The 20,476-nt window shown below is 68.8% G+C and carries 21 protein-coding genes; 8 read left to right on the top strand and 13 right to left on the bottom strand.

The annotated features are described in order from the left end of the window. Positions 1–2: 2 nt before the first annotated feature. The 4 genes from FOA17_RS17945 to FOA17_RS17930 all read right to left on the bottom strand — a co-directional run bounded on the left by FOA17_RS17945 (position 3) and on the right by FOA17_RS17930 (position 4,400). On the bottom strand, positions 3–956 hold the full coding sequence (locus tag FOA17_RS17945) for a FliM/FliN family flagellar motor switch protein (RefSeq protein WP_149142877.1): 954 nt from the start codon (positions 954–956) through the stop codon (positions 3–5). Between the two features lie 74 nt (positions 957–1,030). After that, on the bottom strand, positions 1,031–3,730 hold the full coding sequence (locus tag FOA17_RS17940; protein WP_149142876.1) for an ATP-binding protein: 2,700 nt from the start codon (positions 3,728–3,730) through the stop codon (positions 1,031–1,033). After that, positions 3,730–4,032, bottom strand: coding sequence for a hypothetical protein (locus tag FOA17_RS17935; protein WP_238991875.1), 303 nt, complete (start codon positions 4,030–4,032; stop codon positions 3,730–3,732). Before FOA17_RS17935 ends, FOA17_RS17940 begins: the two co-directional genes overlap by 1 nt. Continuing rightward, positions 4,029–4,400 carry a response regulator transcription factor gene (locus FOA17_RS17930; RefSeq protein WP_149142875.1) on the bottom strand — a complete coding sequence of 124 codons (372 nt, stop codon included), beginning with the start codon at positions 4,398–4,400 and terminating at the stop codon, positions 4,029–4,031. The genes FOA17_RS17935 and FOA17_RS17930 overlap by 4 nt, the downstream gene beginning before the upstream one ends. 212 nt (positions 4,401–4,612) lie before the next feature. On the opposite strand from FOA17_RS17930, the gene FOA17_RS17925 reads away from it, so the two are divergent. Both FOA17_RS17925 and FOA17_RS17920 read left to right on the top strand, forming a co-directional pair. Continuing rightward, entirely contained in the window at positions 4,613–5,020 is a 408-nt protein-coding gene (locus FOA17_RS17925) for a hypothetical protein (protein WP_149142874.1), read from the top strand. After that, the gene (locus FOA17_RS17920; protein ID WP_149142873.1) at positions 5,017–5,421 is read left to right on the top strand and encodes a hypothetical protein; all 405 of its coding nucleotides are present in this window, start codon (positions 5,017–5,019) and stop codon (positions 5,419–5,421) included. The genes FOA17_RS17925 and FOA17_RS17920 overlap by 4 nt, the downstream gene beginning before the upstream one ends. Positions 5,422–5,425: 4 nt before the next feature. Here the strand turns inward: FOA17_RS17920 and xseA are convergent, their stop codons facing one another. Further along, positions 5,426–7,024: an exodeoxyribonuclease VII large subunit gene (gene xseA, locus FOA17_RS17915; RefSeq protein WP_149142872.1), complete on the bottom strand. Its 1,599-nt coding sequence runs from the start codon at positions 7,022–7,024 to the stop codon at positions 5,426–5,428. Positions 7,025–7,066: 42 nt separating this feature from the next. Then, complete coding sequence (purD, locus tag FOA17_RS17910; protein WP_149142871.1) at positions 7,067–8,329, bottom strand: phosphoribosylamine--glycine ligase; 1,263 nt, start codon at positions 8,327–8,329, stop codon at positions 7,067–7,069. 226 nt (positions 8,330–8,555) lie between these two features. On the opposite strand from purD, the gene FOA17_RS17905 reads away from it, so the two are divergent. Then, the gene (locus FOA17_RS17905; protein WP_149142870.1) at positions 8,556–9,059 is read left to right on the top strand and encodes a type III secretion system chaperone family protein; all 504 of its coding nucleotides are present in this window, start codon (positions 8,556–8,558) and stop codon (positions 9,057–9,059) included. Between the two features lie 22 nt (positions 9,060–9,081). On the opposite strand, the gene FOA17_RS17900 is transcribed toward FOA17_RS17905, so the two are convergent. Next, entirely contained in the window at positions 9,082–9,450 is a 369-nt protein-coding gene (locus FOA17_RS17900) for a hypothetical protein (RefSeq protein ID WP_149142869.1), read from the bottom strand. 94 nt (positions 9,451–9,544) lie between these two features. On the opposite strand from FOA17_RS17900, the gene FOA17_RS17895 reads away from it, so the two are divergent. The 5 genes from FOA17_RS17895 to FOA17_RS17875 all read left to right on the top strand — a co-directional run bounded on the left by FOA17_RS17895 (position 9,545) and on the right by FOA17_RS17875 (position 13,248). Further along, on the top strand, positions 9,545–10,276 hold the full coding sequence (locus FOA17_RS17895) for a Crp/Fnr family transcriptional regulator (protein WP_149142868.1): 732 nt from the start codon (positions 9,545–9,547) through the stop codon (positions 10,274–10,276). Positions 10,277–10,344: 68 nt separating this feature from the next. Beyond that, positions 10,345–11,154, top strand: a complete 810-nt coding sequence (gene proC / locus FOA17_RS17890; RefSeq protein WP_149142867.1) for a pyrroline-5-carboxylate reductase — start codon at positions 10,345–10,347, stop codon at positions 11,152–11,154. Next, complete coding sequence (locus FOA17_RS17885; protein ID WP_149142866.1) at positions 11,151–11,486, top strand: tRNA-binding protein; 336 nt, start codon at positions 11,151–11,153, stop codon at positions 11,484–11,486. Before proC ends, FOA17_RS17885 begins: the two co-directional genes overlap by 4 nt. Continuing rightward, positions 11,486–12,430 carry a 2-hydroxyacid dehydrogenase gene (locus FOA17_RS17880; RefSeq protein ID WP_149142865.1) on the top strand — a complete coding sequence of 315 codons (945 nt, stop codon included), beginning with the start codon at positions 11,486–11,488 and terminating at the stop codon, positions 12,428–12,430. Before FOA17_RS17885 ends, FOA17_RS17880 begins: the two co-directional genes overlap by 1 nt. Before the next feature lie 167 nt (positions 12,431–12,597). Further along, positions 12,598–13,248 (top strand): sulfotransferase family 2 domain-containing protein, encoded by a 651-nt coding sequence (locus FOA17_RS17875; protein WP_149142864.1) that lies wholly within the window; start codon positions 12,598–12,600, stop codon positions 13,246–13,248. A 22-nt stretch (positions 13,249–13,270) separates the two neighbouring features. Here FOA17_RS17875 and FOA17_RS17870 read toward each other — a convergent pair whose 3' ends face one another. From FOA17_RS17870 to FOA17_RS17850, 6 genes are all read right to left on the bottom strand, one after another. Continuing rightward, complete coding sequence (locus FOA17_RS17870) at positions 13,271–14,773, bottom strand: S8 family serine peptidase (RefSeq protein WP_162528313.1); 1,503 nt, start codon at positions 14,771–14,773, stop codon at positions 13,271–13,273. 1 nt (position 14,774) lies between these two features. After that, on the bottom strand, positions 14,775–15,389 hold the full coding sequence (locus FOA17_RS19810) for a hypothetical protein (protein WP_162528312.1): 615 nt from the start codon (positions 15,387–15,389) through the stop codon (positions 14,775–14,777). Further along, positions 15,386–15,943, bottom strand: coding sequence for an RNA polymerase sigma factor (locus FOA17_RS17865; protein ID WP_149142862.1), 558 nt, complete (start codon positions 15,941–15,943; stop codon positions 15,386–15,388). The genes FOA17_RS19810 and FOA17_RS17865 overlap by 4 nt, the downstream gene beginning before the upstream one ends. Then, a complete protein-coding gene (locus tag FOA17_RS17860; RefSeq protein ID WP_149142861.1) occupies positions 15,940–17,784 on the bottom strand; it encodes a hypothetical protein in 1,845 nt (614 codons plus the stop codon). Before FOA17_RS17860 ends, FOA17_RS17865 begins: the two co-directional genes overlap by 4 nt. Positions 17,785–18,406: 622 nt before the next feature. Continuing rightward, complete coding sequence (fba, locus tag FOA17_RS17855; RefSeq protein WP_149142860.1) at positions 18,407–19,441, bottom strand: class II fructose-bisphosphate aldolase; 1,035 nt, start codon at positions 19,439–19,441, stop codon at positions 18,407–18,409. 4 nt (positions 19,442–19,445) lie between these two features. Continuing rightward, a complete protein-coding gene (locus tag FOA17_RS17850; RefSeq protein ID WP_149142859.1) occupies positions 19,446–20,447 on the bottom strand; it encodes a class 1 fructose-bisphosphatase in 1,002 nt (333 codons plus the stop codon). Positions 20,448–20,476: the final 29 nt, after the last annotated feature.

The following is a 20,476-nucleotide window of genomic DNA, read 5'->3' as shown; positions in this document are numbered from 1 at the left end:
CCCTATCCCGTCTTGGCCAGCGGCAGCGCGGGCGCGTCAGGTTGGGTCACCGCGACGGCGGCGGGGGCCGCTTCCTGGCCCGAGATCTGGCTGAGGCGCAGCGCGCGCTGGCCGCGGGCCTGACCCAGACGCGCCAGACCCCGGCAGCGCCCGTCCAGCCCCGCAAGTTCGATCCGGTCAAGTGCCGCTTGCGGCAGGTGCAGCACGGCGCCCGGCGCCAGCGCCAGCAGCGCCGAAAGCGGCAGGGTGATGCGGGTCAGCACGCCCTGCACCACCACCTCGGCCTCCATCACACCGGCGACCAGCGCAGCCTGGAAATCCGCGCCCTGTGCCGGTTCCGGCCCGGGCTGTGGCGGCGCGCGATGCGGGCGGCGGCCATGCCCCTCGGCCGGGAGGGCGAGGATCAGATCGCCCTGCCGCACCCCGCCCAGATCGCAGCGCAGCACCAGCACCTTGTAGGCGGTATCTTCCAGCAGCAGGGCCAGCGGCCGCGCCTCGTCAAGGTAGCTCGCGTAGCGAAAGCCGTCGGTCCAGACCAGATCCTCTTCGGCCAGCAGCCCCTCCTCCAGCCCGAGCAGCACCTGATCGGCCCAATCGGCCACCATGGCGGCATCGGTGCGCGTGGGCTTGCGCGGCAGGACCGGCTGCGCGCTGACCCGGCCCAGCGTCTGCGCCTCGATCAGACCGGCCAGAAGGTCGGGCGACAGGATCATCGCTCCCATGGCGGCGCGCGGCCCCTCCAGCAGCAGGATCAGGCCGCGTTCGGGGGGCAGTTCCAGCAGTTCCGCCAGCGAATAGCGATGCGAGCGCACCGCCGGGCATTCCAGCACCAACCCAAAGCCGTCGCGCGCGGCACGCGCCAGTGCCAGCGGCAGCGCCCGTTCCGCCCCGCTTTCCGGGGCGGCGGCCGCCCGCGCCGCACCGACAAGCTTGCGTCGGATGATGCCCTGATCCACAGCGTCTTCTCCCGCCCGTTCCGTGCCGGAAGGCCCGGCCCCGTCAGAATGGACGCGAAAGACCTAACAAAGCGTTACGCTGCATCCGCGAAGGGATGTTTTTCCAGCCGCAAGGGCAGCGTCACACGAAAGGCCGCCCCGCCCTGCGCCGGCAGATAGGCGATGGTGCCCCCCAGATTGGCCATGATCTCGCGGCAGATCGCAAGGCCGAGCCCCGCCCCGCCGGCCCGGGCAGAATCGGTCAGCCGGGTGAATTTCTCGAAGATGATCTGCTGCTTGTCCTTGGGAATGCCCGAGCCATTGTCGATGAAATCGACGATCACCCGCGCCCCGCGCTGCTTGACGTTGATCTTCAGCTCCGGCCGCGCGGCGTCGCAATATTTGCGGCTGTTGGAGATCAGGTTGATGAAGACCTGCGCCAGCCTGTCGGGGTCGGTGCGCAGGAACAGCGCCTCGGACGGCAGGTCGCGATGCACGACGAAGACCCGTTCCGGCCGGGTCTGGCCAGCCGCCCGCAACGCCTTGTCGATCAGTTCGTTCAGGTTCGCCAGCCGCAGGTCAAGCTGCACCGTGCCGTTTTCCAGCACGCTGAGATTGAGCAGGTCATCCAGCAGCCGCGTCAGGCGAATCGCCTCGTCATGGATGATGCGCGCCTGCTGCGCCGCCATTTCGGGGGGCACGTCGCCTTCCATCAGGATCTCGGAAAAGGCGCGGATGGAGGTCATGGGCGTGCGCAATTCATGGCTGATCTGGCTGAGAAAGGCATCCTTCTGGATCGAAAGCTGGGTCAGTTTTTCATTGGCCTCGCGCAGTTGGCGGGCGGTGCGTTCCAGTTCCTCGCGCTGGCTTTCCAGCGTGCTGGAATATTCCATGATCTGCGCGGTTTCATCGGCGACGCGGATCAGGTCGGCCACCGTCACCCGCGCGCGCCCCGCCAGTTCGGCGATCATCGCATGGGCGGCGGCGGCCCCCACGGCGCCGGCCAGTTTCCGTTCCAGCGCATCCAGAAATTCCGGGGTCGGATCGGGCAGATAGCCGCCAGTGCCCTGCGCCTGCGCGGCGGTTTCAAAGAAGGCGAGCGCCAGTTCGTCACCCAGGATGCGCTGCGCGAGCTTCAACAGCTCTTCCGGCTCCACCCGGCCCACCTCCCAGGCGCGGGGTTCGGCGCGTTCGGTGTCAAAGACATTGACGAAGGCCAGCCCCTGCACCCGTTCCACCGGCGAGGGGAAGGACAAAAGCGAACCAAGCGCGAAACACGCGGTGTTGCAGGTCAGGCTCCAGAACAGGGCATGGATCAGCGGGTCCATCCCCTCGACCCCGAACAGGGCCTGCGGGCGCAGCCAGCCCAGGCCGAAGGGGCCGATGGTAAAGACCTCCAGCGGGAAGACCCCGCCGGGGCCAAAGCTGGGCAGGAACAGCGTATAGGCCCAGACGGCAAAGCCGGTGACAAGGCCGATCCCCGCCCCGACCCGTGTCGCTCCGCGCCAGAAGATGCCGCCCAGCATCGCCGGCAGCATCTGCGCCACCCCGGCAAAGGAAATCAGCCCGATCGCCGCCAGCGCCGCCGACCCGCCCGAGAGCGAGTAATACAGGTATCCCAGCCCCAGCACCCCGGCGATGGAAAAGCGCCGCGCGTTCAGCACCAGCCGCCGCACATCGCCCGAGACCGCCCGCGCCGGCCGCAGCCGCAGCCAGAGCGGCATGACCACATGGTTCGACACCATGGTCGCCAGCGCGATGGAGGCCACGATGACCATCGAGGTGGCCGAGGAAAAGCCGCCCAGGAAGGCCAGCATGGCCAGCCCCCCCTGTCCCTGGCTGAGCGGCAGCGTCAGCACGAACAGGTCGGGGTTGGCGCCTTCGGGCATCACCTTCAGCCCGACCACCGCGATCGGCACCACAAAGATGCTCATCCCCGCCAGATAAAGCGGGAAGGCCCAGCTTGCGGTGCCCAGATTGCGGTCATCGCCGCATTCCACGACCAGAACCTGAAACATCCGCGGCAGCGTGATCACCGCCGCCGCCGACAGCGCGATCAGCCCCGCCCAGCGGGAGGGCACCAGATCCCAGTCGGCAATGCGCGAGTCGTTGATGCGCGCCACGATATCGCCCGGCCCGTCGGCCACCACCCAGACCACGAAGATGCCCACGGCGATCAGCGCGACCAGCTTTACCACCGCCTCGACCGCGATGGCGATCACCACGCCGGTATGCTGTTCATTGGCGTCCAGGTTGCGGGTGCCGAACAGGATGGTGAACAGCGCCAGCCCCCCCGCGACCCAGAGCGCGGTGGAATTGGTGTCGGGCAAGGCCCAGCCATAGGTGCCGGCGGCGGCAAAGACCCCAAAGCTGAGCGTCACCGATTGCAATTGCAGCGCGATATAGGGCGTGGCCGCCACCACGCAGATCAGCGTCACGATCACGCCCAGACCGCTCGATTTGCCATAGCGGCTGGAGATCATGTCGGCGATGGAGGTCACGCGCTGTTGCCGGCCGATCCGCACCAGCTTGCGCAAGACCCACCACCAGCCGACGAAAACCAGCGTCGGCCCCAGATAGATGGTGACGAATTCCAGCCCCGACCGCGCCGCATAGCCGACGGCACCGTAAAACGTCCAGGCGGTGCAATAGATCGACAGCGACAGGGTATAGACGAGGGGCGAGCCCAGCCAGCGCCGCCCCCCGCTGAGCGCGCGCCGTTCCGCCACGAAGGCGATCAGGAACAGGAAGGCCACATAGGTCAGGCAGGCAAGGACCAGCAGGTTGAAGGGCATCAGCGCGGCCCTCCGGGCGGGATGTCGCTGTCGTCCCGCTCCTGCCCCTCGCCGGCCTCGGGTTCCTCGCCGGTGCCCAGCGGCCGCGCCAGAAGCGCCGCGATGGCGATCAGCAGGCCCCAGATCACAAAGAGATAGATGCCGTCGATCGCGGTATCGCGCCGGTCGGTCGCCCCCGGCGCCCAGAGGATCGGCAGCAGAAAGAAGAACATCCCCACCAGCGGCAAAAGGCGCGCCGCGTCGCGCAGGCGGCGCAGGCGATAGGCGCGACGGGCCAGAAAGACCGGGCTGCGCCGCTTCATCCCGCCCCCACCAGAGACCGGGCGGCGGCCACGAAATCGGCGTTGGAAAACGGCTTGGCCATGAAAAGGCTGGCCCCCGCCTGTTCCGCCGCCTCGCGGTCGCGGGGCTGGCCGCGCGCGGTCAGCATCAGCACCGGCAGCGCCTCCAGCGCCGGGTCGGCGCGCAGCGCGCTCAGGATCTCCAGCCCCGAGCGGCCGGGCAGCATGGTGTCGAGGATCAGCAGATCGGGCTGTGTGGCGCGCAGCGCGGTCTCGGCCTCGTGCCCGTCGGGCAATGCCGTGACCTGCCAGCCCTCGCGCATCAGCAGAAAGCGGATCGCCTCGGTGATGTTCGGCTCGTCCTCGATCAGCATGGCATGATGTGCCAAGGGCGTTCCTCCAACTCCCCCGCGCGCCGTCGCCGCATCCGATGCGCCGCCGGCTCCTCTGTTCCGACTATCGGCGGAAAGCTGCCGCATGTCAAAAGCCTGCCGTTGCGACATTGGTGCCGTATGCGCGGGCCGCCTGTCCGCAGCGCGGTCGCTCTGGCCAAGGGCGCCCGGCTCTGCCAGACTGGTGGCCTTCTTGCCCCGGATCGGTCATGCGCCTGCTGTTTCTGTCTGCCTTTGCCGCCGCCCTTTTCCCGCTGGCCCTTGCCGCACAGGATGAGGCGCCGATGGATGCCGCCGCCTTTGAGGCCTATGCCACCGGCAAGACCCTGACCTATGCCGAAGGCGGCGCGATCTTCGGGACCGAGCAATATCTGCCCGGCCGCCGGGTCCGCTGGGCCTTTACCGGCGATATCTGCAAGATCGGCCATTGGTATGAGGCCGACCGCCTGATCTGTTTCGTCTATGAGGATCGCGACGACCCGCAATGCTGGCAGTTCTGGCGCGATGCGGGCGGGCTGCGCGCGCGGTTTCAGGGCGACCCGCAGGGCACCGAATTGTCGGTGGTGCGCGAAAGCGCGGGGCCGCTGCAATGTTCCGGCCCGGATGTCGGCGCATGAGGGCGGCGCTGATCCTGTCGCTGGTGCTGGCCCTGCCCGCCATGGCGCAGGACAAGAACGCAGCCCCCCTTGATGCCGCGGGCTTTGACCAGTTCACCCGCGGCCGGGTGATGGATCACTATGACGGCGGCGCCCTTTATGGCGCGGAACAGTATCTGCCGGGCCGCCGGGTGATCTGGCAGGATGGCGAGGGCTGCATGCGCGGCCATTGGTCCGACACGCCCGAGGGGCTGATCTGCTTTGATTACGAAGGGCAGGAAACCCGCTGGTGCTGGAGCTATCGCACCGATGCCGAGGGCGGCCTGGCCGCGCATCTGGAGGGCGATACCGGCGGCGCGCCGATCCTGCTGAAGCCCCGGGCGGGGCGGCTGAGCTGCCCGGATCTGGAGCCGGCGGCCTGAATGCTCAGAACAGGCTGCCCTGCCCCTCGCCGCCATCGCGCGGCTTGCGCGCCGGGGCGGGCGGGCGCGGCGCGGGGGCCGGGCTGGCGGTTCCGGCATCAGGGCGCGCGGTCACGCGGCCGTCATGGAACTCGATCTCCAGCAACGGAGCCTGCGCGGCGAGGCTGGCCGCGGTCACCACCTGCCCGCCGGCCCGCACCACCGCAAAGCCGCGCCGCAGCGTCGCGTGGTGGCCCAGCGTCTGACGCATCCGCTCCAGCGCGTCCAGCCGGCGCGCGCCGTCGCTCAGGCGCGCGGCCTGTGCCGTCTCCAGCCGCGCCGACAGGCCGGCCAGCCGCGCAGCGCCCTCGGCCTGCTGCCGGTCGGCCTGCGCGATCAGCCGATGCAGGGCTGGCGCCAGCCGGCTGGCCCATTTGTCAAAGGCCGCATGGCGCGCATCCGCCCGGCGCAGGAACCGCGCCTCCAGATCGGCGCCGCGCTTGTCGATGGCGTCGCGCCGCCGCGCGATCAGCGCCAGCAGCGCCCCCGGCGTCAACCGCCCGGCCCGCGCCGCATAGGCCGCGCGCTTGCGGCTGACCGCCAGGCCAAGCGCCCCGCCCAGCCGCTGCACCGCCGTATCGAAGCGCTGCCCCGGCCCGGCCAGCAGGCTGTCCAGGCGCGGCAGCGCGCGCGCCAGATCGCGCAGCCGCTGGCCCCGCCGTTCGGCGCCTTGCGTCAGCGCGCGGGTCAGCCGCGCCCCCAGATTTTCCACCGTGGCCAGCAATTCGCCCCGCACCGGCACCGCCATTTCGGCGGCGGCGGTCGGGGTGGGCGCGCGGCGATCGACGGCAAAGTCGATCAGCGTTGTATCGGTTTCATGCCCCACGGCCGAGATCAGCGGGATACGGCTTGCCGCCGCCGCCCGCACCACGATTTCTTCGTTGAAACCCCAGAGATCCTCCAGCGACCCGCCGCCGCGTGCCACGATCAGCAGATCGGGGCGCGGCACCGGCCCACCGGGTTCGATGGCGTTGAAGCCGCGAATGGCCGCCGCCACCTGCGCCGCGCAATCCTGCCCCTGCACCGCCACCGGCCAGATCAGCACATGGCGCGGAAAGCGGTCGCGCAGCCGGTGCAGGATGTCGCGGATCACCGCGCCCGAGGGCGAGGTGACCACCCCGATCACCTCGGGCAGATAGGGGATCGGCTGCTTGCGCGCGGGGTCGAACAGCCCCTCGGCCTGAAGGGCCGCGCGGCGCTTTTCCAGCATGGCCATCAGCGCGCCCGCCCCCGCCGGCGCCACGTCATCGACGATCAGCTGATATTTCGACTGGCCGGGAAAGGTGGTCATCCGGCCGGTGGCCACGACCTCCATCCCCTCTTCGGGGCGGACCTGCATCCGCGCCACCTGCCCCTTCCAGGACACGGCGGCGATGACGGCGCGGTCATCCTTGAGGTCGAAATACATATGCCCCGAGGACGGGCGCGACACGCGCCCCACCTCGCCCCGCACGCGAACCAGGCCGAACTCGCCCTCGATCACGCGCTTCACCGCGCCCGAAAGCTCCGAGACGGTGAATTCCGGCTGGTTGCCCGTGGGGGCGGGGTCTTCAAACAGGTCCATGGCCCTTCATGCCAAAGCCGGCAGGGGCGCGCAAGGCGCCGCTTACAGCGCGCGCCAGCCGATATCGCGGCGGCAGAACCCCTCGGGCCAGTCGATCGCATCGACCATGGCATAGGCGCGCGCCTGCGCCTCGGCCAGACTGTCGCCGCGCGCGGTCACGTTCAGCACCCGCCCGCCGGTCGCGACGATCGCGCCGTCGCGCGCCGCTGTGCCGGCATGGAACACCATATTGCGGCTGTCTTCGGGCAGATCGTCCAGCCCCTTGATCACGCTACCTTTTTCATAGGCACCGGGATAGCCTTTTGCCGCCATGACCACGGTCAGCGCGTGATCCTCGGCCCAGTTCACCCGCATTTCGGCCAGCCGCCCCTCGGCGCAGGCTTGCAGCAGATCAAGCGCCTGCGCGCCCAGCCGCAGCATCAGCACCTGACATTCCGGGTCGCCGAAGCGGCAGTTGTATTCGACCAGCCGCGCCTTGCCATTCTGGATCATCAGGCCCGCATAAAGCACCCCCTGATAGGGCGTGCCGCGCCGGGCCATTTCGGCGATGGTGGGCAGAACGATCTCGTCCAGCGCGGCCTGCGCAATGGCATCGGTCAGCACCGGCGCCGGGGAATAGGCGCCCATCCCGCCGGTATTGGGGCCGGTATCGCCGTCGCCCACCCGCTTGTGATCCTGCGCGGTGCCGATGGGCAGCGCGGTCTTGCCGTCGGACAGGATGAAGAAGCTCGCCTCCTCCCCTTCCATGAATTCCTCGATCACCACCTCGGCGCCCGCGGCGCCAAAGGCACCCCCGAAAATCTCGTCGATCCCGGCCAGCGCCTCGGCCTCGGTCATGCCCATGATCACGCCCTTGCCGGCGGCCAGCCCATCGGCCTTGACCACCAGCGGCGCGCCGACACGGCGGATATAGTCCCGGGCCGCCTCGGCATCCGAAAAGCGCGCATACCCGGCGGTCGGCGCAGCGCAGGCATCGCAGATTTCCTTGGTGAAGCCTTTGGAGGCCTCCAGCCGCGCGGCCTCGGCGCTCGGACCGAAGGTCAGGATGCCGGCGGCGCGGGTCGCATCCGCCACACCGGCCGCCAGCGGCGCCTCGGGGCCGACGATGACAAAGTCGATGGCGTTTTCTTCGCAAAAGCGCACGACCTGCGCGCCGGAAAGGATATCGAGGCTGGCACATTCGGCAATCGCCGCGATCCCCGCATTGCCCGGCGCCACGATCAGCCGGTCGCATTTCGGGTTCTGCTTCACCGCCCAGGCCAAAGCATGTTCACGCCCGCCGCTGCCCAGAATCAGGATATTCATCCGCCTGCCCCGCTTGATCCACTTCGCGGCGGTCATACGCGCCCGCGGGCAGGCAAGGCAAGGCGCGGAGTTATCAACAGAAGATTTGCGCAAAAGGTTCTTTACAGGCTTCCCCTTTCGGCACACCATATCTAGTAAGGGTGACCCGGGCTTCCGCTGCACATAGCCCATCTCCCAGCCGCTTGTGGATAACCCTCCGCATCAGGCCGCATCAAGAGGCTGTGCCATGTCGCTTGCAGAAGATTTCTTCATCGGGGACGACCTGCACCCCATCGACATGGTCGAGACGCTGGCCGCCGATCACCAATGGGAATTCGACCGGGTGACCGAGAACCAGATCGCCATGGCGGTCGAAGGGCTGTGGCGGTCTTACGCGCTGACCCTGGCCTGGTCGCCGCAGGACGAGACGCTGCGCCTGATCTGCACCTTCGAGATGGAGCCGCCCACGGCGCGTCTACCCGCGCTTTACGATCTGCTCAACCGGTGCAACGATCAGGTCTGGGCCGGCGCCTTTGCCTATTGGCCCGAACAAAAGCTGATGGTCTGGCGCTATGGCCTGTCGCTGGCCGGCGGTGCCATTGCCAGCAGCGCACAGTTCGATCACATGATCTCGGCCGCCCTGGGCGCCTGCGAACGCTATTACCCGGCCTTCCAGCTGGTCGCCTGGGGGGACCGCGACCCGGCCGAGGCGCTTGGCGTCGCCATGGCGGAGGCCTGGGGCCGCGCCTGATCCCCGGCTTGCCGCCCGCGGCCTAAGGGCGCGTCTGCCGCCAGGCGGCGGTCAGCGCCGTCAGCACCTGATCCGATGAAAACGGCCGGATCAGCACCGGCCAGCGCGCCGCCGGCTCCTCCTCCGCCGCATCGCCCAAAAGCAGGATCGCCCCCGGATCCGCCGCCCCGCCAAGCGCCGCCGCCAGCGCAGCCGGCCCGGCCTCGATCAGCGCCACGCCCGGCACGTCCGCCCCGGAAAGCTGCGCCAGCGCCGCCACCAGCCCCTCGGCCGGCAGGATCCGGGCCTGCGGGTCGAATTCGCGCACCGTATCGGTCAGATCCGCGCGCAGCACGAAATCGCGCACGGCGATGACATAAAGCCCCCCGCGGGCAGGCTGATCATGTTGCATGGCGGCACCTCCGAGCCAAGAGCCATGGAACCGATCAGCGCGCGGCGCATTAAACTGTGACATAGCCCGCATCGGATTTGTGACAGGATCTCTCATGGCCGGAACTGCCTGCAAGAACTGCCCCCTGCGCAAACGCAGCCTGTTCACCCCCTTCACCGAGGATGAACTGACCTTCATGCAAGGCTTCAAGACCGGAGAGCTGAATGTCGATCCGGGGACCACGATCCTTCTGGAAGGATCGAACAGCCCCCAGCTTTTCACCGTGCTGAGCGGGATGGGCACGCGCTATACCACGCTGGAAAACGGGCGGAGGCAGGTGATCAACTTCCTGTTTCCCGGCGATTTTACCGGCTTGCAGGCCGGCCTGATGGGCGAGATGAAGCATTCGGTCGAGGCCACGACACATATGACGCTCTGTGTCTTTCGCCGCAGCGATCTGTGGACGCTTTTCCGCCAGCATCCCGGACGCGCCTATGATTTGACCTGGATCGCCGCGATCGAGGAACATTTCCTGGGCGAAACCATCGCCTCGCTGGGGCAGCGCGACGCGGCGCAGCGCATCGCCTGGGCGCTTTTGCGCATTCATGAACGGCTGCGCGCCGTGGGCCTGCTGCGCGAAGGCAGCGTGCCCCTGCCCTATCGCCAGCAGGATCTGGCCGATGCGCTTGGCCTGTCGCTGGTCCATACCAACAAGACACTGAAAGCGCTGCGCGCGCGCGGGCTGGCCCGCTGGGGCGACGGCCGGCTGACCCTGCCCGATCTGCCGGCGCTCGCCGCTCTTGCCATGGTCAGCCCGGAACAGCCGCCGCAACGCCCGCTCATGTAGCGCTGCCGCAGCCCCATTGCCCCCGCCGCGCCTCCTGCCTAATCTGCGCCGAAACGCAGGAGGAATGCATGCTGGATCGGATCAGGGAGCGGGGCCTTGTGCTGCTCGGCTGCGGCAAGATGGGCTCGGCGCTGCTGGAAGGGTGGCTGTCGCAAGGCGTGCCGCCCGATGCGGTCCGGGTGATCGAACCTCACCCCTCTGACTGGCTGCGCGCGACGGGCGTGCATCTCAACACCGATCTGCCGGCCGACCCGGCCATCGTCCTGCTCGCCGTCAAGCCGCAGATGATGGGCGCCGCCCTGCCGCAGGTCACAGCACTTGGCAATGGCACCACGCTGTTCCTGTCGATCGCCGCCGGCACCACCATTGCCAGCTTCGAGGCTGCCTTCGGCGCCGCCACCCCGATCATCCGCGCCATGCCCAATACCCCGGCGGCGGTCGGGCGCGGCATCACCGCGATCATCGGCAATGCCCGCACCGACGAGACCGACCTGCGCCTGGCCGAGGCGCTGCTTTCCGCCGTGGGCGATGTCGTCCGGCTGGAACACGAAGGCCAGATGGATGCCGTTACCGCCGTCTCCGGCTCTGGCCCGGCCTATGTCTTTCACCTGATCGAGGCGCTCGCCGCCGCCGGCGAGGCCGAGGGGCTGCCCGCTGCCCTCGCGATGCAACTGGCCCGCGCCACGGTCTGCGGCGCCGGGGAACTGGCGCATCGTTCCCCCGAAACCGCCACGCAGCTGCGGGTCAACGTCACCTCGCCCGGCGGCACCACCGCCGCCGCGCTGGCGGTGCTGATGGCGCCCGAAACCGGCTTTCCCGCGCTGCTGCGCCGGGCGGTCAAGGCCGCGGCCGATCGCGGGCGGGAGCTGGGCCAATGACCATCACCTATGACGATTTCGCCAAGGTCGATATCCGCCTGGGCCGTATCACCCGCGTCGAACCCTTCCCCGAGGCGCGCAAGCCCGCCTTCAAACTGTGGCTCGATTTCGGCGCCGAGATCGGCGAGAAACGCTCCTCCGCCCAGATCACCGCGCATTACACCCCCGAAACCCTGATCGGGCGGCAGGTGCTGGCGGTGGTGAACTTTCCGCCGCGCCAGATCGGGCCGGTGAAATCCGAGGTGCTGGTGCTGGGCCTGCCCGATGCCGATGGCGAGGTGGTGCTGATCGGCCCCGGTCATGAGGTGCCGCTGGGCGGGCGGCTGTTCTGATGCGGCTGCTGATCACCCGCCCCCTGCCCGATCCGGTCATGCAGGCCGCCCGGGCGCGCTTTACCGTCACCGCCCGCAACAGCACCCTGCCCCTTGCCCCCGATGAGCTGCGCGCCGCGCTCTCCGACCATGACCTCGTCCTGCCGACACTGGGCGATCTGTTCACCGCCGCGGTCTTTGCCGATGTGCCCGCGCCTCGCGCGCGCCTTCTCGCGAATTTCGGAGTGGGCTATAACCATATCGACGTGACCGCCGCCCGCGCCGCCGGCATCGCCGTCAGCAATACCCCCGGCGCGGTGACCGACGCCACCGCCGACATCGCCCTGACGCTGATCCTGATGACCGCGCGCCGCGCCGGCGAGGGCGAAAGGCTCTTGCGCGCCGGGCAATGGCAGGGCTGGCACCCGACACAGTTGCTGGGCCAGCATGTCACCGGCAAGACCGTCGCCATCATCGGCATGGGCCGCATCGGCCAGGCCATCGCCCGGCGCTGCCATTACGGCTTCGGCATGAACGTGTTCTACCATACGCGTAGCCCGCGCGACCCCGGCCTGCCCGCCCGCGCCGTGCCGCTGGCCGAGGCGATGAAGGCCGATTTCGTCGTGCTGGCCGTGCCCGGCGGGGCTGCCAATCGCCACCTGATCGGCGCCCCCGAACTGGCCGCCATGCGCCCCACAGGCATCCTGATCAACATCGCGCGCGGCGATATCCTCGATGAAACCGCGCTGATCGCGGCGCTGCAATCGGGCCGCATCGCCGGGGCCGGGCTCGATGTCTACGAACACGAACCCCATATCCCCGAGACCTTGCGCCAACTGGAAAACGTGACCCTCCTGCCCCATCTCGGCACCGCCACGGCCGAGGTCCGCACCGCCATGGGCCTGATGGCGCTCGACAATCTCATCGCCTTTGCCGAGGGCCGCCCCCTCCCCAACCCGGTCTGACAGAGGGCAAAACCGATGCCCCCTTGCTCCTTGCCCAAATACTCGACCGTCACGGCACCGCAGGCCCGCCGGCCCGGCGCACGCGGCACCGGCGCCGCCCGCCATGGCAATGCCGGCCGAGGGGGCTCGATGCCCCCGAGGCCGGCCCCCCGTCGCGGGCAACGGCCATGATCCTGTCGCGCGGGCGCCGCTATATCTTTGTCCATATCCCGAAAACCGGCGGCACCGCGCTGACGCTGGCGTTGGAAAGCCGCGCGATGAAGGATGACATCCTGATCGGCGATACGCCCAAGGCCCGCGCCCGCAAAGCCCGCTGGCAGGGGGTCAAGGCACAGGGAAGGCTGTGGAAACATTCCACCCTGACCGATATCGCCGGCCTCGCCTCCGACACCGAAATCGCGGAATTCTTCACCTTCACGCTGGTCCGCAACCCCTGGGATCGCGCGGTCAGCTATTATCACTGGCTGCGCATGCAGGGCTTTGCCCACCCTGCCGTGGGCCTGGCAAAATCGCATGATTTCAGCGGCTTCCTGAACCATCCGCAAACGCGCACTGCGCTGTCGCTCTGGCCCGCCCGCGCCTACATGACCGACCGCCAGGGCCAGGAACGCGCCACCGCCTATCTGCGGCTGGAACATCTGCAAGACGACGCCGCCCCGCTGGAGGCGCATCTGGGCTTTCGGCTGGGGCCGCTGGCCCCCGCCAATGCCTCGGACCGCGACCGCGATTACCGGACCTATTACTCCGAGGCCGATGCCACGCTGCTGGCGGGGCTTTGCGCCGAGGATATCGCGCGTTTCGGCTACAGCTTCGGCTAGCCCGGCTCCCCCCCCCCCCCGCTCAACACCCGTCGGGCAGGCGCAACAGGCCCCAGCCGAACTGGTCATCCCGCCCGGGCGGCCCTAGATCCTCGGCCGCGTCGCGCAGCCCGGCGACAATCGCCGCGCGCCCCTGCACGCCGCGCGCCATCATCTGTGCCACCACCGCCGTCGCGATCCCGGTGGCATAGGATGTGCCCGAACGATGCGCCGCCCCGCGCCGGGTCGGCACCGGCACATCCACGCCGGGCGCCGCGAAATCCACATCCGCCCCGGTATTCGCGCGCCGATACAGCCGGCGCGCCGCATCGACCGCCGTGATCCCGATCACCCGCGAGTCCGAGGCCGGATAGGCCACGCCCGGTTGCCCGCCATTCCCCGCCGCCGCCAGCATGACGATGCCCTGCGCATCGGCCAGCCGCACGATCTCGGCCAGGGTATCGTTGGGCGGCCCCGAGAGCGACAGGTTGATCAGCTCGACCCGCGCCTGAATGAGCCAGTCCATCGCTTGCGCGATGTTTTCCAGCCGCGCCACCTCGCGCCCGCCGCTGCGGGCAAAGGCCACCACCGAATAGATCTGCGCCCCCGGCGCGATCCCCGCCGGCAGCGCCCCATCCCCGCCGGGTGACGCAATCAGCGCCGCGATCCCGGTCGCGTGGTCGGGCGATCCCTGATGATCGGCGCTGCCCAGAACCGAGGTCGCGCGCACCGGCACCCCGGCCAGCGCCGGCAAGCCGGTATCGACCGGCCCGTCGATCAGCCCGATACGCACCTGCCGCCGCAGCCGGCAGCTTTGGCCCGGCATCAGCCCGACCAGCCCCGGCGCCCAGTTCAGCGCCGCGCCCCCCTGAGCCGCCCGATAGACCGTATGCCGGTCGGCCTTGGCCGCCACCCCGCGCCGCGCCAGCGCCGCCCGCAATTGATTGAGAGTCATGGTCCCGCGCAGATCGACCGCCAGCATCCGCAGGCCCAGCCCGCCCAGATCGGTGCGGCGCAGAACCTCGGCCCCGGTTTCGGTCAACAGCGCCTCGGCCTGGCCCATGGCACCGGCCCGGCCCGCCAGCAGATATTCCGGCGCGCCACTGGGCGCCGCCACATCCGAGGCCGTCGCACGTTCCAGCGGGCGGCGGCTGCGCCGGGACAGGGCCGCCTGCCCCGCCGGGGCCGTGGGCGGCGCGGCGCAGGTCCGCCCCGAGGCCAGCAGCACATCGCGCCCGCCATCGGCCGGCACATGGCGCAGCCAGAACAGCGCATCACCCGGCACCCCGCGCGAAGGCAGCCGCACCCGCAGCCGGTTCGCCGTCACCGAAAGCGGCCGGACCGGAATCATCACCCCGTCGAAATCGACCGAAAGATGCAGCGCCGCGCGGTCCGTGCCGCGCAGATTGCGCATCGGCGCATCGACGATCTCGCCCGGGCGATAACATTCGCGCGCCATGACCTCGCCCGCCGGCACCGCCAGCAACGCCGCCAGCACCAGCCGCAGCGCGCCCTTGCGCAATGGGGTCAGGCCGATCCGTGCCATCTCACTCCGGCTCATCCACAGACAGGACCAGATCATCTGCCGCTCGCAGCGTCTCTGCAAGGGCCAAGGCATCCGCCCCCGGCGGCAGTTCCAGCCGGTAAAGCCCAAGCGCCCCCGGCCCATCTACGATGATCAGATCCTTGTCCTGCAAGAGCGCGGCAATATCGGCCAGCCGCGCCTCGGGCTGGAAGGTCACGGTCAGCACCGGCGCATCGCCCGCATCGCCCGAAGCCTGCACATAGACCGGCGCCGCCGCCGGGTCGCGCAGCGCCCAGGCGGTGATCAGCGCCGATGCCACCGCCGCCAGCCCCGCCACCAATGCCAGCCGCCCCTGCGCGCGCCAGCGATCCGCGCGGCGCGGCGCCTCTTGCGGCGGCAGGGCGCGCATCAGCCGCGCCAGGCCCAGCTCGCCCGGAGGGTTCACCCCGGCCTGACCGCAGCCATCGGCCTGCATCGTGGCGCGCAGCCGCGCCAGAAAATCACGCTCCGCCACCAGATCGGCGTCATCCGACAACAGCGCCTCCAGCGGCACACGTTCAGCGCCGGTCAGCGTGCCATTGACCAGAAAAGGCAGGTCTTGCAGCGCGGCTTCGCGGGTCATGGCTGGCGCGGTCATGCCGTCCCCCCTTGCAGGCCGAACCGGCCCAGACAATGTTGCAACAGCTTTTTCGCGTGGAAAATCCGGGTCTTGACCGTGCCTTCGGGCACTTGCATCACCTCGGCGATCTCGCGATAGCCCATGTCCTGAAAGAAGGCGAGTTCGACCGCCTGCCGGTGATCGGGCTTGAGCGTGCCAAGGCAATGGCGCACCTGATCGCGCGTTTCAGCCGCGGCCAGACATTCCAGCGCACCGGGGCTGTCATCCTCGGTTTCGGGAATGTCATCCGTCACTTGCAGTCTTGCGCTCGCCCTGAACACGTCGATCACCTTGCGATAGGCAATGCCGTAAATCCAGGTTCTGACCGAGGAACGCCCCTCGAACCGCCCGGCACTGCGCCATATTTCCAGAAACACGTCATGGACTATGTCGGCGCTTTGCGTCGGATCGTTCAATCTTGACAGCACAAAGCGGAACAGGGCCGCCTCATGCTGGCGATAAAGCGCGGCCAGCGCGTCGCGATCGCCGGCCGCGATGCGGGCCAGCAGGGCATCCGGCGGGGCGGTGGTCATTGCCGCGCCCCCAGATCGTGCCGCAGCCCCAGCCCGACGACCCAGCCGCCCCCCGGCGCCAGATCGGGGCTTTCGGCGCCTGATCCGTAATTGGCGCGCAGCACCAGATCGGTCTGCGCCCCCAACTGGCGCGCCAGTTCCAGCCCCAGATAGCGGCCCTCCTCGGACAGCGGATCGGTGTCGCGCACGATGCCGCCCTCGACAAAGGCCGACCACAGTTCGGGCGCCAGGTCCCAGCCAAAGCCGGCCTCGATACCCTGACGGCGATAGGTCTGGCCGCCGCGTTCGGTCTGCCCCGCCTCACCGCTGAGCGTGAGCGTGGTGCGGTCATCCGGCGTCCAGGCATAAAGCGCCTCAAGCCGCGTGCGGCGTTCATCCAGACCGCGCCCCGACAGATCGGTCAGCCGTTCCAGCGTGACGCCAAGCGCCCAGGCGTAATCGGGCTGGAGCTTGTCCATCCCGAAACTGAGTGTATCCAGATCGAAATCCTCGGGTGCGGCGGCCAGCGAGGGCGTATCGATGCGGCGCTGCGCCTCACGGCTGGCCGAGGCGTAAAAGGTCATGCCATTCAGCGGCCCGCCGGTAAAATCATCGGGCAACCAATAGAGATCGAACGACAAATCGCGAAACTCATCGGTGGGCAGGCCCGGCAGCGCATCGACATTGTTGCGCGCCTGCCGCGCCGCGACCTGCCATTGCCAGAACGCCCCCTGCCAGAGCAGGCCCAGTTCAGCCGCCTTTTCATCGGGGATCAGATCGGGGTTCAGCGGGCTGAAATAATCGCCGCCGATGCGGCTTGCGCCCAGGGTCACGCTCAGGCTGCGGGCGTCGTCCTCGGGCAGCAGGCCAAAGCCCAGCTCGCCCGACAGCGCGCTGTCGCGCCGGGTGATCGCGCCGCCCGGGGCGGGGCTTGATACCCGCGATTGCGCATAGCCCAGTTCGAACGACCCCGCGCGCAGCCCCGCCACCGGCCCCGACAGGCGCAGCGCCTGCCCCGCCACCGCGCCAGGGCCTGCCTCGGCCTGACCGTCATAGGCCAGCGCGTCGATCTGGAACCCGCGATGCGCAAAGGGCAGCAGGCTGGCCGCGACGCCCGCCACACGGTCATCCCGCGCCTCCAGCCCGGTCAGGTTGCGCCCGCCCTCGGCCTCGCCGGGTTTCAGGGCAAAGACCGCGATATCGGACCGCCGCGCCGGATCCTGCAAGCGCAGCGACAGGCCGCGACGCTGGCCGTCATCCATGGCCAGCGTCTCGCCCGGCAGATCCTGCGTGCCCAGTCGCGCGATCAGGTCATCGCCCCAAAGCGCGCCGCGATGTTCCAGGAAATAATCGGTGATCTCGGTCCGCGGGTTGCGGCTGGTGCTGTCTTGCGTCTGCAAAAAGCCCAGACTGCCGCGCCATCGCCCATTGTCGCGATCAAAGCCCAACCGGCCCGAGCCGGTCAGATAGGCCTCGCCCCCCGCCGGGCCACTGCGCAACCCCGCCTCGACCCGGCCGGTCATCACCAGTTCGGCACTGCCGGTCGGGGTCTCGAAGCTCCAGACCCCCAATTCGCTGTCCTGGCCCGGCTCGACCCGGTAGACCACGATATCATGGCGCGGCCCCGACAGGCCCGGCGGCAGCGTGACCAGCAGATCGCCGCCCGACAGCGCCAGCCCCGCATCGGCGGGAACGCCGTCGATTTCGACCCGAAGACGCGACAGCGGCACGATCTGGTCCAGCGGAATGCGCAGCGCCGCGCCTGGCGCCACAAGGCCCAGACGGTCTTGCGCCGCCCCCGGCGTCGCGCATAGCCCGGCCAGCATCAGCACGGGCAGCCAGTTCCCCCTCAGTCGCGCCATAGACCTATTCCAATCGTCACGCCCCATCCTTACGGAAAATGCGCCCCCGGCACCAGACGCAAGGCCGCACCGCGCCGCCGCGTCGCAGCCGCTGCGGCATCGCTGCACAGGCTGATGCGCAAAATCTGAAAAAAGTTTGAACGAGCCCCGAAATGTTTGAACCCCCCGCCCCGCCGCCCCGACACAGTCTTGTGTCAAGAGTGTGAGAGTGTGGGGGGACGCCCTGCCTTGTAACGAGTATCGGGTTTGTGTGTCTGGCAGGACGCGAATACCGATGTGGAAAACGCAGCGTCCAGTCGTGGTGTTCAGTGAATGTCGCGGCCTGGGTCGAGCCCCGTCTGACGGGAAGGTTGATCCAGCCTCACTGCTGTTCTCCGGCCCGCCTGAATGCCGCAATGCGTTGCTGCCGCGGTGTTCGCCCCAGAGGCGGGTCGGAGGCAGTATGAGGCATGCGGCCCTTGCCGGTGCAACGGTGTTGAACAAGAGTGCGGCCTGTTCGGCCCGGTGATCGTGCAAGTGAGGCCAGCCCCGGCAGAGCCCGGACCGGCCAGTGAAACGGGGCATGTGGCAACAGCCGCAACGCCCCGTTTCTTTTTCCGTGACGGCTTCTGGCCGCCGCGCCTCAGTAGCGCCGGGCCATCGCCTCGACCGGAACGGGGCGGATCTTGTCGGCATGGCCGGCGGTGCCGAAGGCCTCGAAGCGCTGCTTGCAAACCTCGGTCATCATGGCCATCGCGGCCTTGAGATATTTGCGCGGATCGAATTCCGCCGGATCCTCGGCAAAGGATTTGCGGATCGCGGCCGTGGCGGCCAGACGGTTGTCGGTGTCGATGTTGATCTTGCGCACGCCCGACTTGATGCCGCGCTGGATCTCCTCGACCGGGACACCCCAGGTCGGCTTGATGTCGCCGCCATAGGCATTGATGATCTGTTGCAGATCCTCGGGCACCGAGGACGAGCCGTGCATCACCAGATGGGTGTTCGGCAGGCGGCGGTGGATTTCCTCGATCACATGCATCGCCAGAATGTCGCCATCGGGCTTGCGGGTGAACTTGTAGGCGCCATGCGAGGTGCCCATGGCAATGGCCAGCGCATCCACGCCGGTTTCGGCCACGAACTTTTCGGCCTCGGCCGGGTCGGTCAACAGCTGGTCATGGCTCAGCTTTTCGGTGGCGCCATGGCCGTCTTCCTGATCGCCCATCCCGGTTTCCAGGCTGCCCAGCACGCCCAACTCGCCCTCCACCGACACGCCGCAGGCATGGGCCATATCGACGACCGCGCGGGTGATGTCGCGGTTATAGACGTAATCGGCCGGGGTCTTGCCATCGGCCTTGAGGCTGCCATCCATCATCACGCTGGTAAAGCCGTTCTGGATCGCCGTCGCGCAGGTGGCCAGGTTGTTGCCATGGTCCAGATGCATGCAGACCGGGATTTCCGGGTAGGTTTCGGTCAGCCCGTCGATCAGCCGCGCCAGAACCCGGTCGCCGGCATAGGCGCGCGCGCCCCGGCTGGCTTGCAGGATCACCGGCGCATTGGTCGCCTTGGCCGCCGCCATGATGGCCAGGCCCTGTTCCATGTTGGAGATGTTGAAGGCGGGCACGCCGTAGCCGTGTTCGGCGGCATGGTCGAGAAGCTGGCGGAGTGTGATCCGGGCCATGGAATCATCCTTGTTGGGTGGGGGAATGCGAAAGGTCGCGCAGATAACGGCCGATCACCTCGACCTCCTCTGCCGCGCCAAAGACGAGCGGCACGTTTTCATGATGCCGTTCGGGGTGAAGATCGAGGATCGCCGTAGCGCCATCGGTCGCCCGCCCGCCGGCCTGTTCGATCAGAAAGGCAATGGGCGCGGCTTCGTAGATCAGGCGCAGGCGGCCGTTCTCATAGCCCTTGCGGCGGTCGGCGGGATAGAGGAACACGCCGCCCTGCAACAGGATGCGGTGCAATTCGCCGACGGCGGCGGCCAGCCAGCGCATGTTGAAATCCTTGCCGCGCGGGCCATCCTTGCCGGCGCGCAGATCACGCGCCCAGGCTTGCAGCCCCTCGGGCCAGTGCCGTTCGTTCGAGGCGTTATAGGCGATGCTTTTAGTGGCCGGTTCCAGCGTCACGCCCTGCCGCACCAGACGGAAATCGCCCAGATCGCGGTCATGCGTGGCGATATGCACGCCCTCGCCCAGCGAAAAGCCGAAATCCAGCGAATGCCCGAAGGACGCATAACCCGCCGCGACCACCGCCCCCCGCGCCGGGCGCAGGAAGCCGTGGGGTGCGGCCTCCAGCACGGAAAACAGCATGCCCAGGGGCGCGCCGATGCCGATGCTGCCAGAGCCGTCGATCGGGTCGATCGCCACATCGAAATCGCCGGAGGGGTCGAGGTCGATCACCGCCTCGGCCTCCTCCGACAGCACGCGGCGCACGCCGCTGCCGGCCAGCGCCCGCATCATGTGATCATGCGCGGCGACATCCAGCGCCTTTTGCTTGTCGCCGCTGTCATTGACGCCGACCACGGCCTCGGGGTCGCCATGCAGGCGGCCCGAGCCCAGACGCGCGGCAAGGGGGGGCAAGGCCGCGGCCAGCGCGGCAACGATCGGTCCGGCGCCGCCCGCGGCGCGCAAATGACCATCCAGCGGCGCGCCAGTGGCGGCGCCGTCATTGGGCAGGCGAAGCATGGTGCCTCTTTCCGGTTGGGCGAAGGGGC

Source organism: Gemmobacter caeruleus (genome assembly GCF_008271655.1).
Classification (GTDB): domain Bacteria; phylum Pseudomonadota; class Alphaproteobacteria; order Rhodobacterales; family Rhodobacteraceae; genus Gemmobacter; species Gemmobacter caeruleus.
This window is presented reverse-complemented; position numbering and strand designations above follow the sequence as displayed.

What these genes read in the sequence shown, in the direction of transcription:
- FOA17_RS17850 (WP_149142859.1), bottom strand. Translation starts at nt 20,447, where the DNA reads ATGCTTCGCCTGCCCAATGACGGCGCCGCCACTGGCGCGCCGCTGGAT.
- FOA17_RS17880 (WP_149142865.1), top strand. Translation starts at nt 11,486, where the DNA reads ATGCGGCTGCTGATCACCCGCCCCCTGCCCGATCCGGTCATGCAGGCC.
- purD (WP_149142871.1), bottom strand. Translation starts at nt 8,329, where the DNA reads ATGAATATCCTGATTCTGGGCAGCGGCGGGCGTGAACATGCTTTGGCC.
- fba (WP_149142860.1), bottom strand. Translation starts at nt 19,441, where the DNA reads ATGGCCCGGATCACACTCCGCCAGCTTCTCGACCATGCCGCCGAACAC.
- FOA17_RS17940 (WP_149142876.1), bottom strand. Translation starts at nt 3,730, where the DNA reads ATGCCCTTCAACCTGCTGGTCCTTGCCTGCCTGACCTATGTGGCCTTC.
- FOA17_RS17920 (WP_149142873.1), top strand. Translation starts at nt 5,017, where the DNA reads ATGAGGGCGGCGCTGATCCTGTCGCTGGTGCTGGCCCTGCCCGCCATG.
- FOA17_RS17865 (WP_149142862.1), bottom strand. Translation starts at nt 15,943, where the DNA reads ATGACCACCGCCCCGCCGGATGCCCTGCTGGCCCGCATCGCGGCCGGC.
- FOA17_RS17900 (WP_149142869.1), bottom strand. Translation starts at nt 9,450, where the DNA reads ATGCAACATGATCAGCCTGCCCGCGGGGGGCTTTATGTCATCGCCGTG.
- FOA17_RS17905 (WP_149142870.1), top strand. Translation starts at nt 8,556, where the DNA reads ATGTCGCTTGCAGAAGATTTCTTCATCGGGGACGACCTGCACCCCATC.
- FOA17_RS17875 (WP_149142864.1), top strand. Translation starts at nt 12,598, where the DNA reads ATGATCCTGTCGCGCGGGCGCCGCTATATCTTTGTCCATATCCCGAAA.
- FOA17_RS19810 (WP_162528312.1), bottom strand. Translation starts at nt 15,389, where the DNA reads ATGACCGCGCCAGCCATGACCCGCGAAGCCGCGCTGCAAGACCTGCCT.
- FOA17_RS17895 (WP_149142868.1), top strand. Translation starts at nt 9,545, where the DNA reads ATGGCCGGAACTGCCTGCAAGAACTGCCCCCTGCGCAAACGCAGCCTG.
- FOA17_RS17860 (WP_149142861.1), bottom strand. Translation starts at nt 17,784, where the DNA reads ATGGCGCGACTGAGGGGGAACTGGCTGCCCGTGCTGATGCTGGCCGGG.
- FOA17_RS17885 (WP_149142866.1), top strand. Translation starts at nt 11,151, where the DNA reads ATGACCATCACCTATGACGATTTCGCCAAGGTCGATATCCGCCTGGGC.
- FOA17_RS17925 (WP_149142874.1), top strand. Translation starts at nt 4,613, where the DNA reads ATGCGCCTGCTGTTTCTGTCTGCCTTTGCCGCCGCCCTTTTCCCGCTG.
- FOA17_RS17935 (WP_238991875.1), bottom strand. Translation starts at nt 4,032, where the DNA reads ATGAAGCGGCGCAGCCCGGTCTTTCTGGCCCGTCGCGCCTATCGCCTG.
- FOA17_RS17870 (WP_162528313.1), bottom strand. Translation starts at nt 14,773, where the DNA reads ATGGCACGGATCGGCCTGACCCCATTGCGCAAGGGCGCGCTGCGGCTG.
- proC (WP_149142867.1), top strand. Translation starts at nt 10,345, where the DNA reads ATGCTGGATCGGATCAGGGAGCGGGGCCTTGTGCTGCTCGGCTGCGGC.
- xseA (WP_149142872.1), bottom strand. Translation starts at nt 7,024, where the DNA reads ATGGACCTGTTTGAAGACCCCGCCCCCACGGGCAACCAGCCGGAATTC.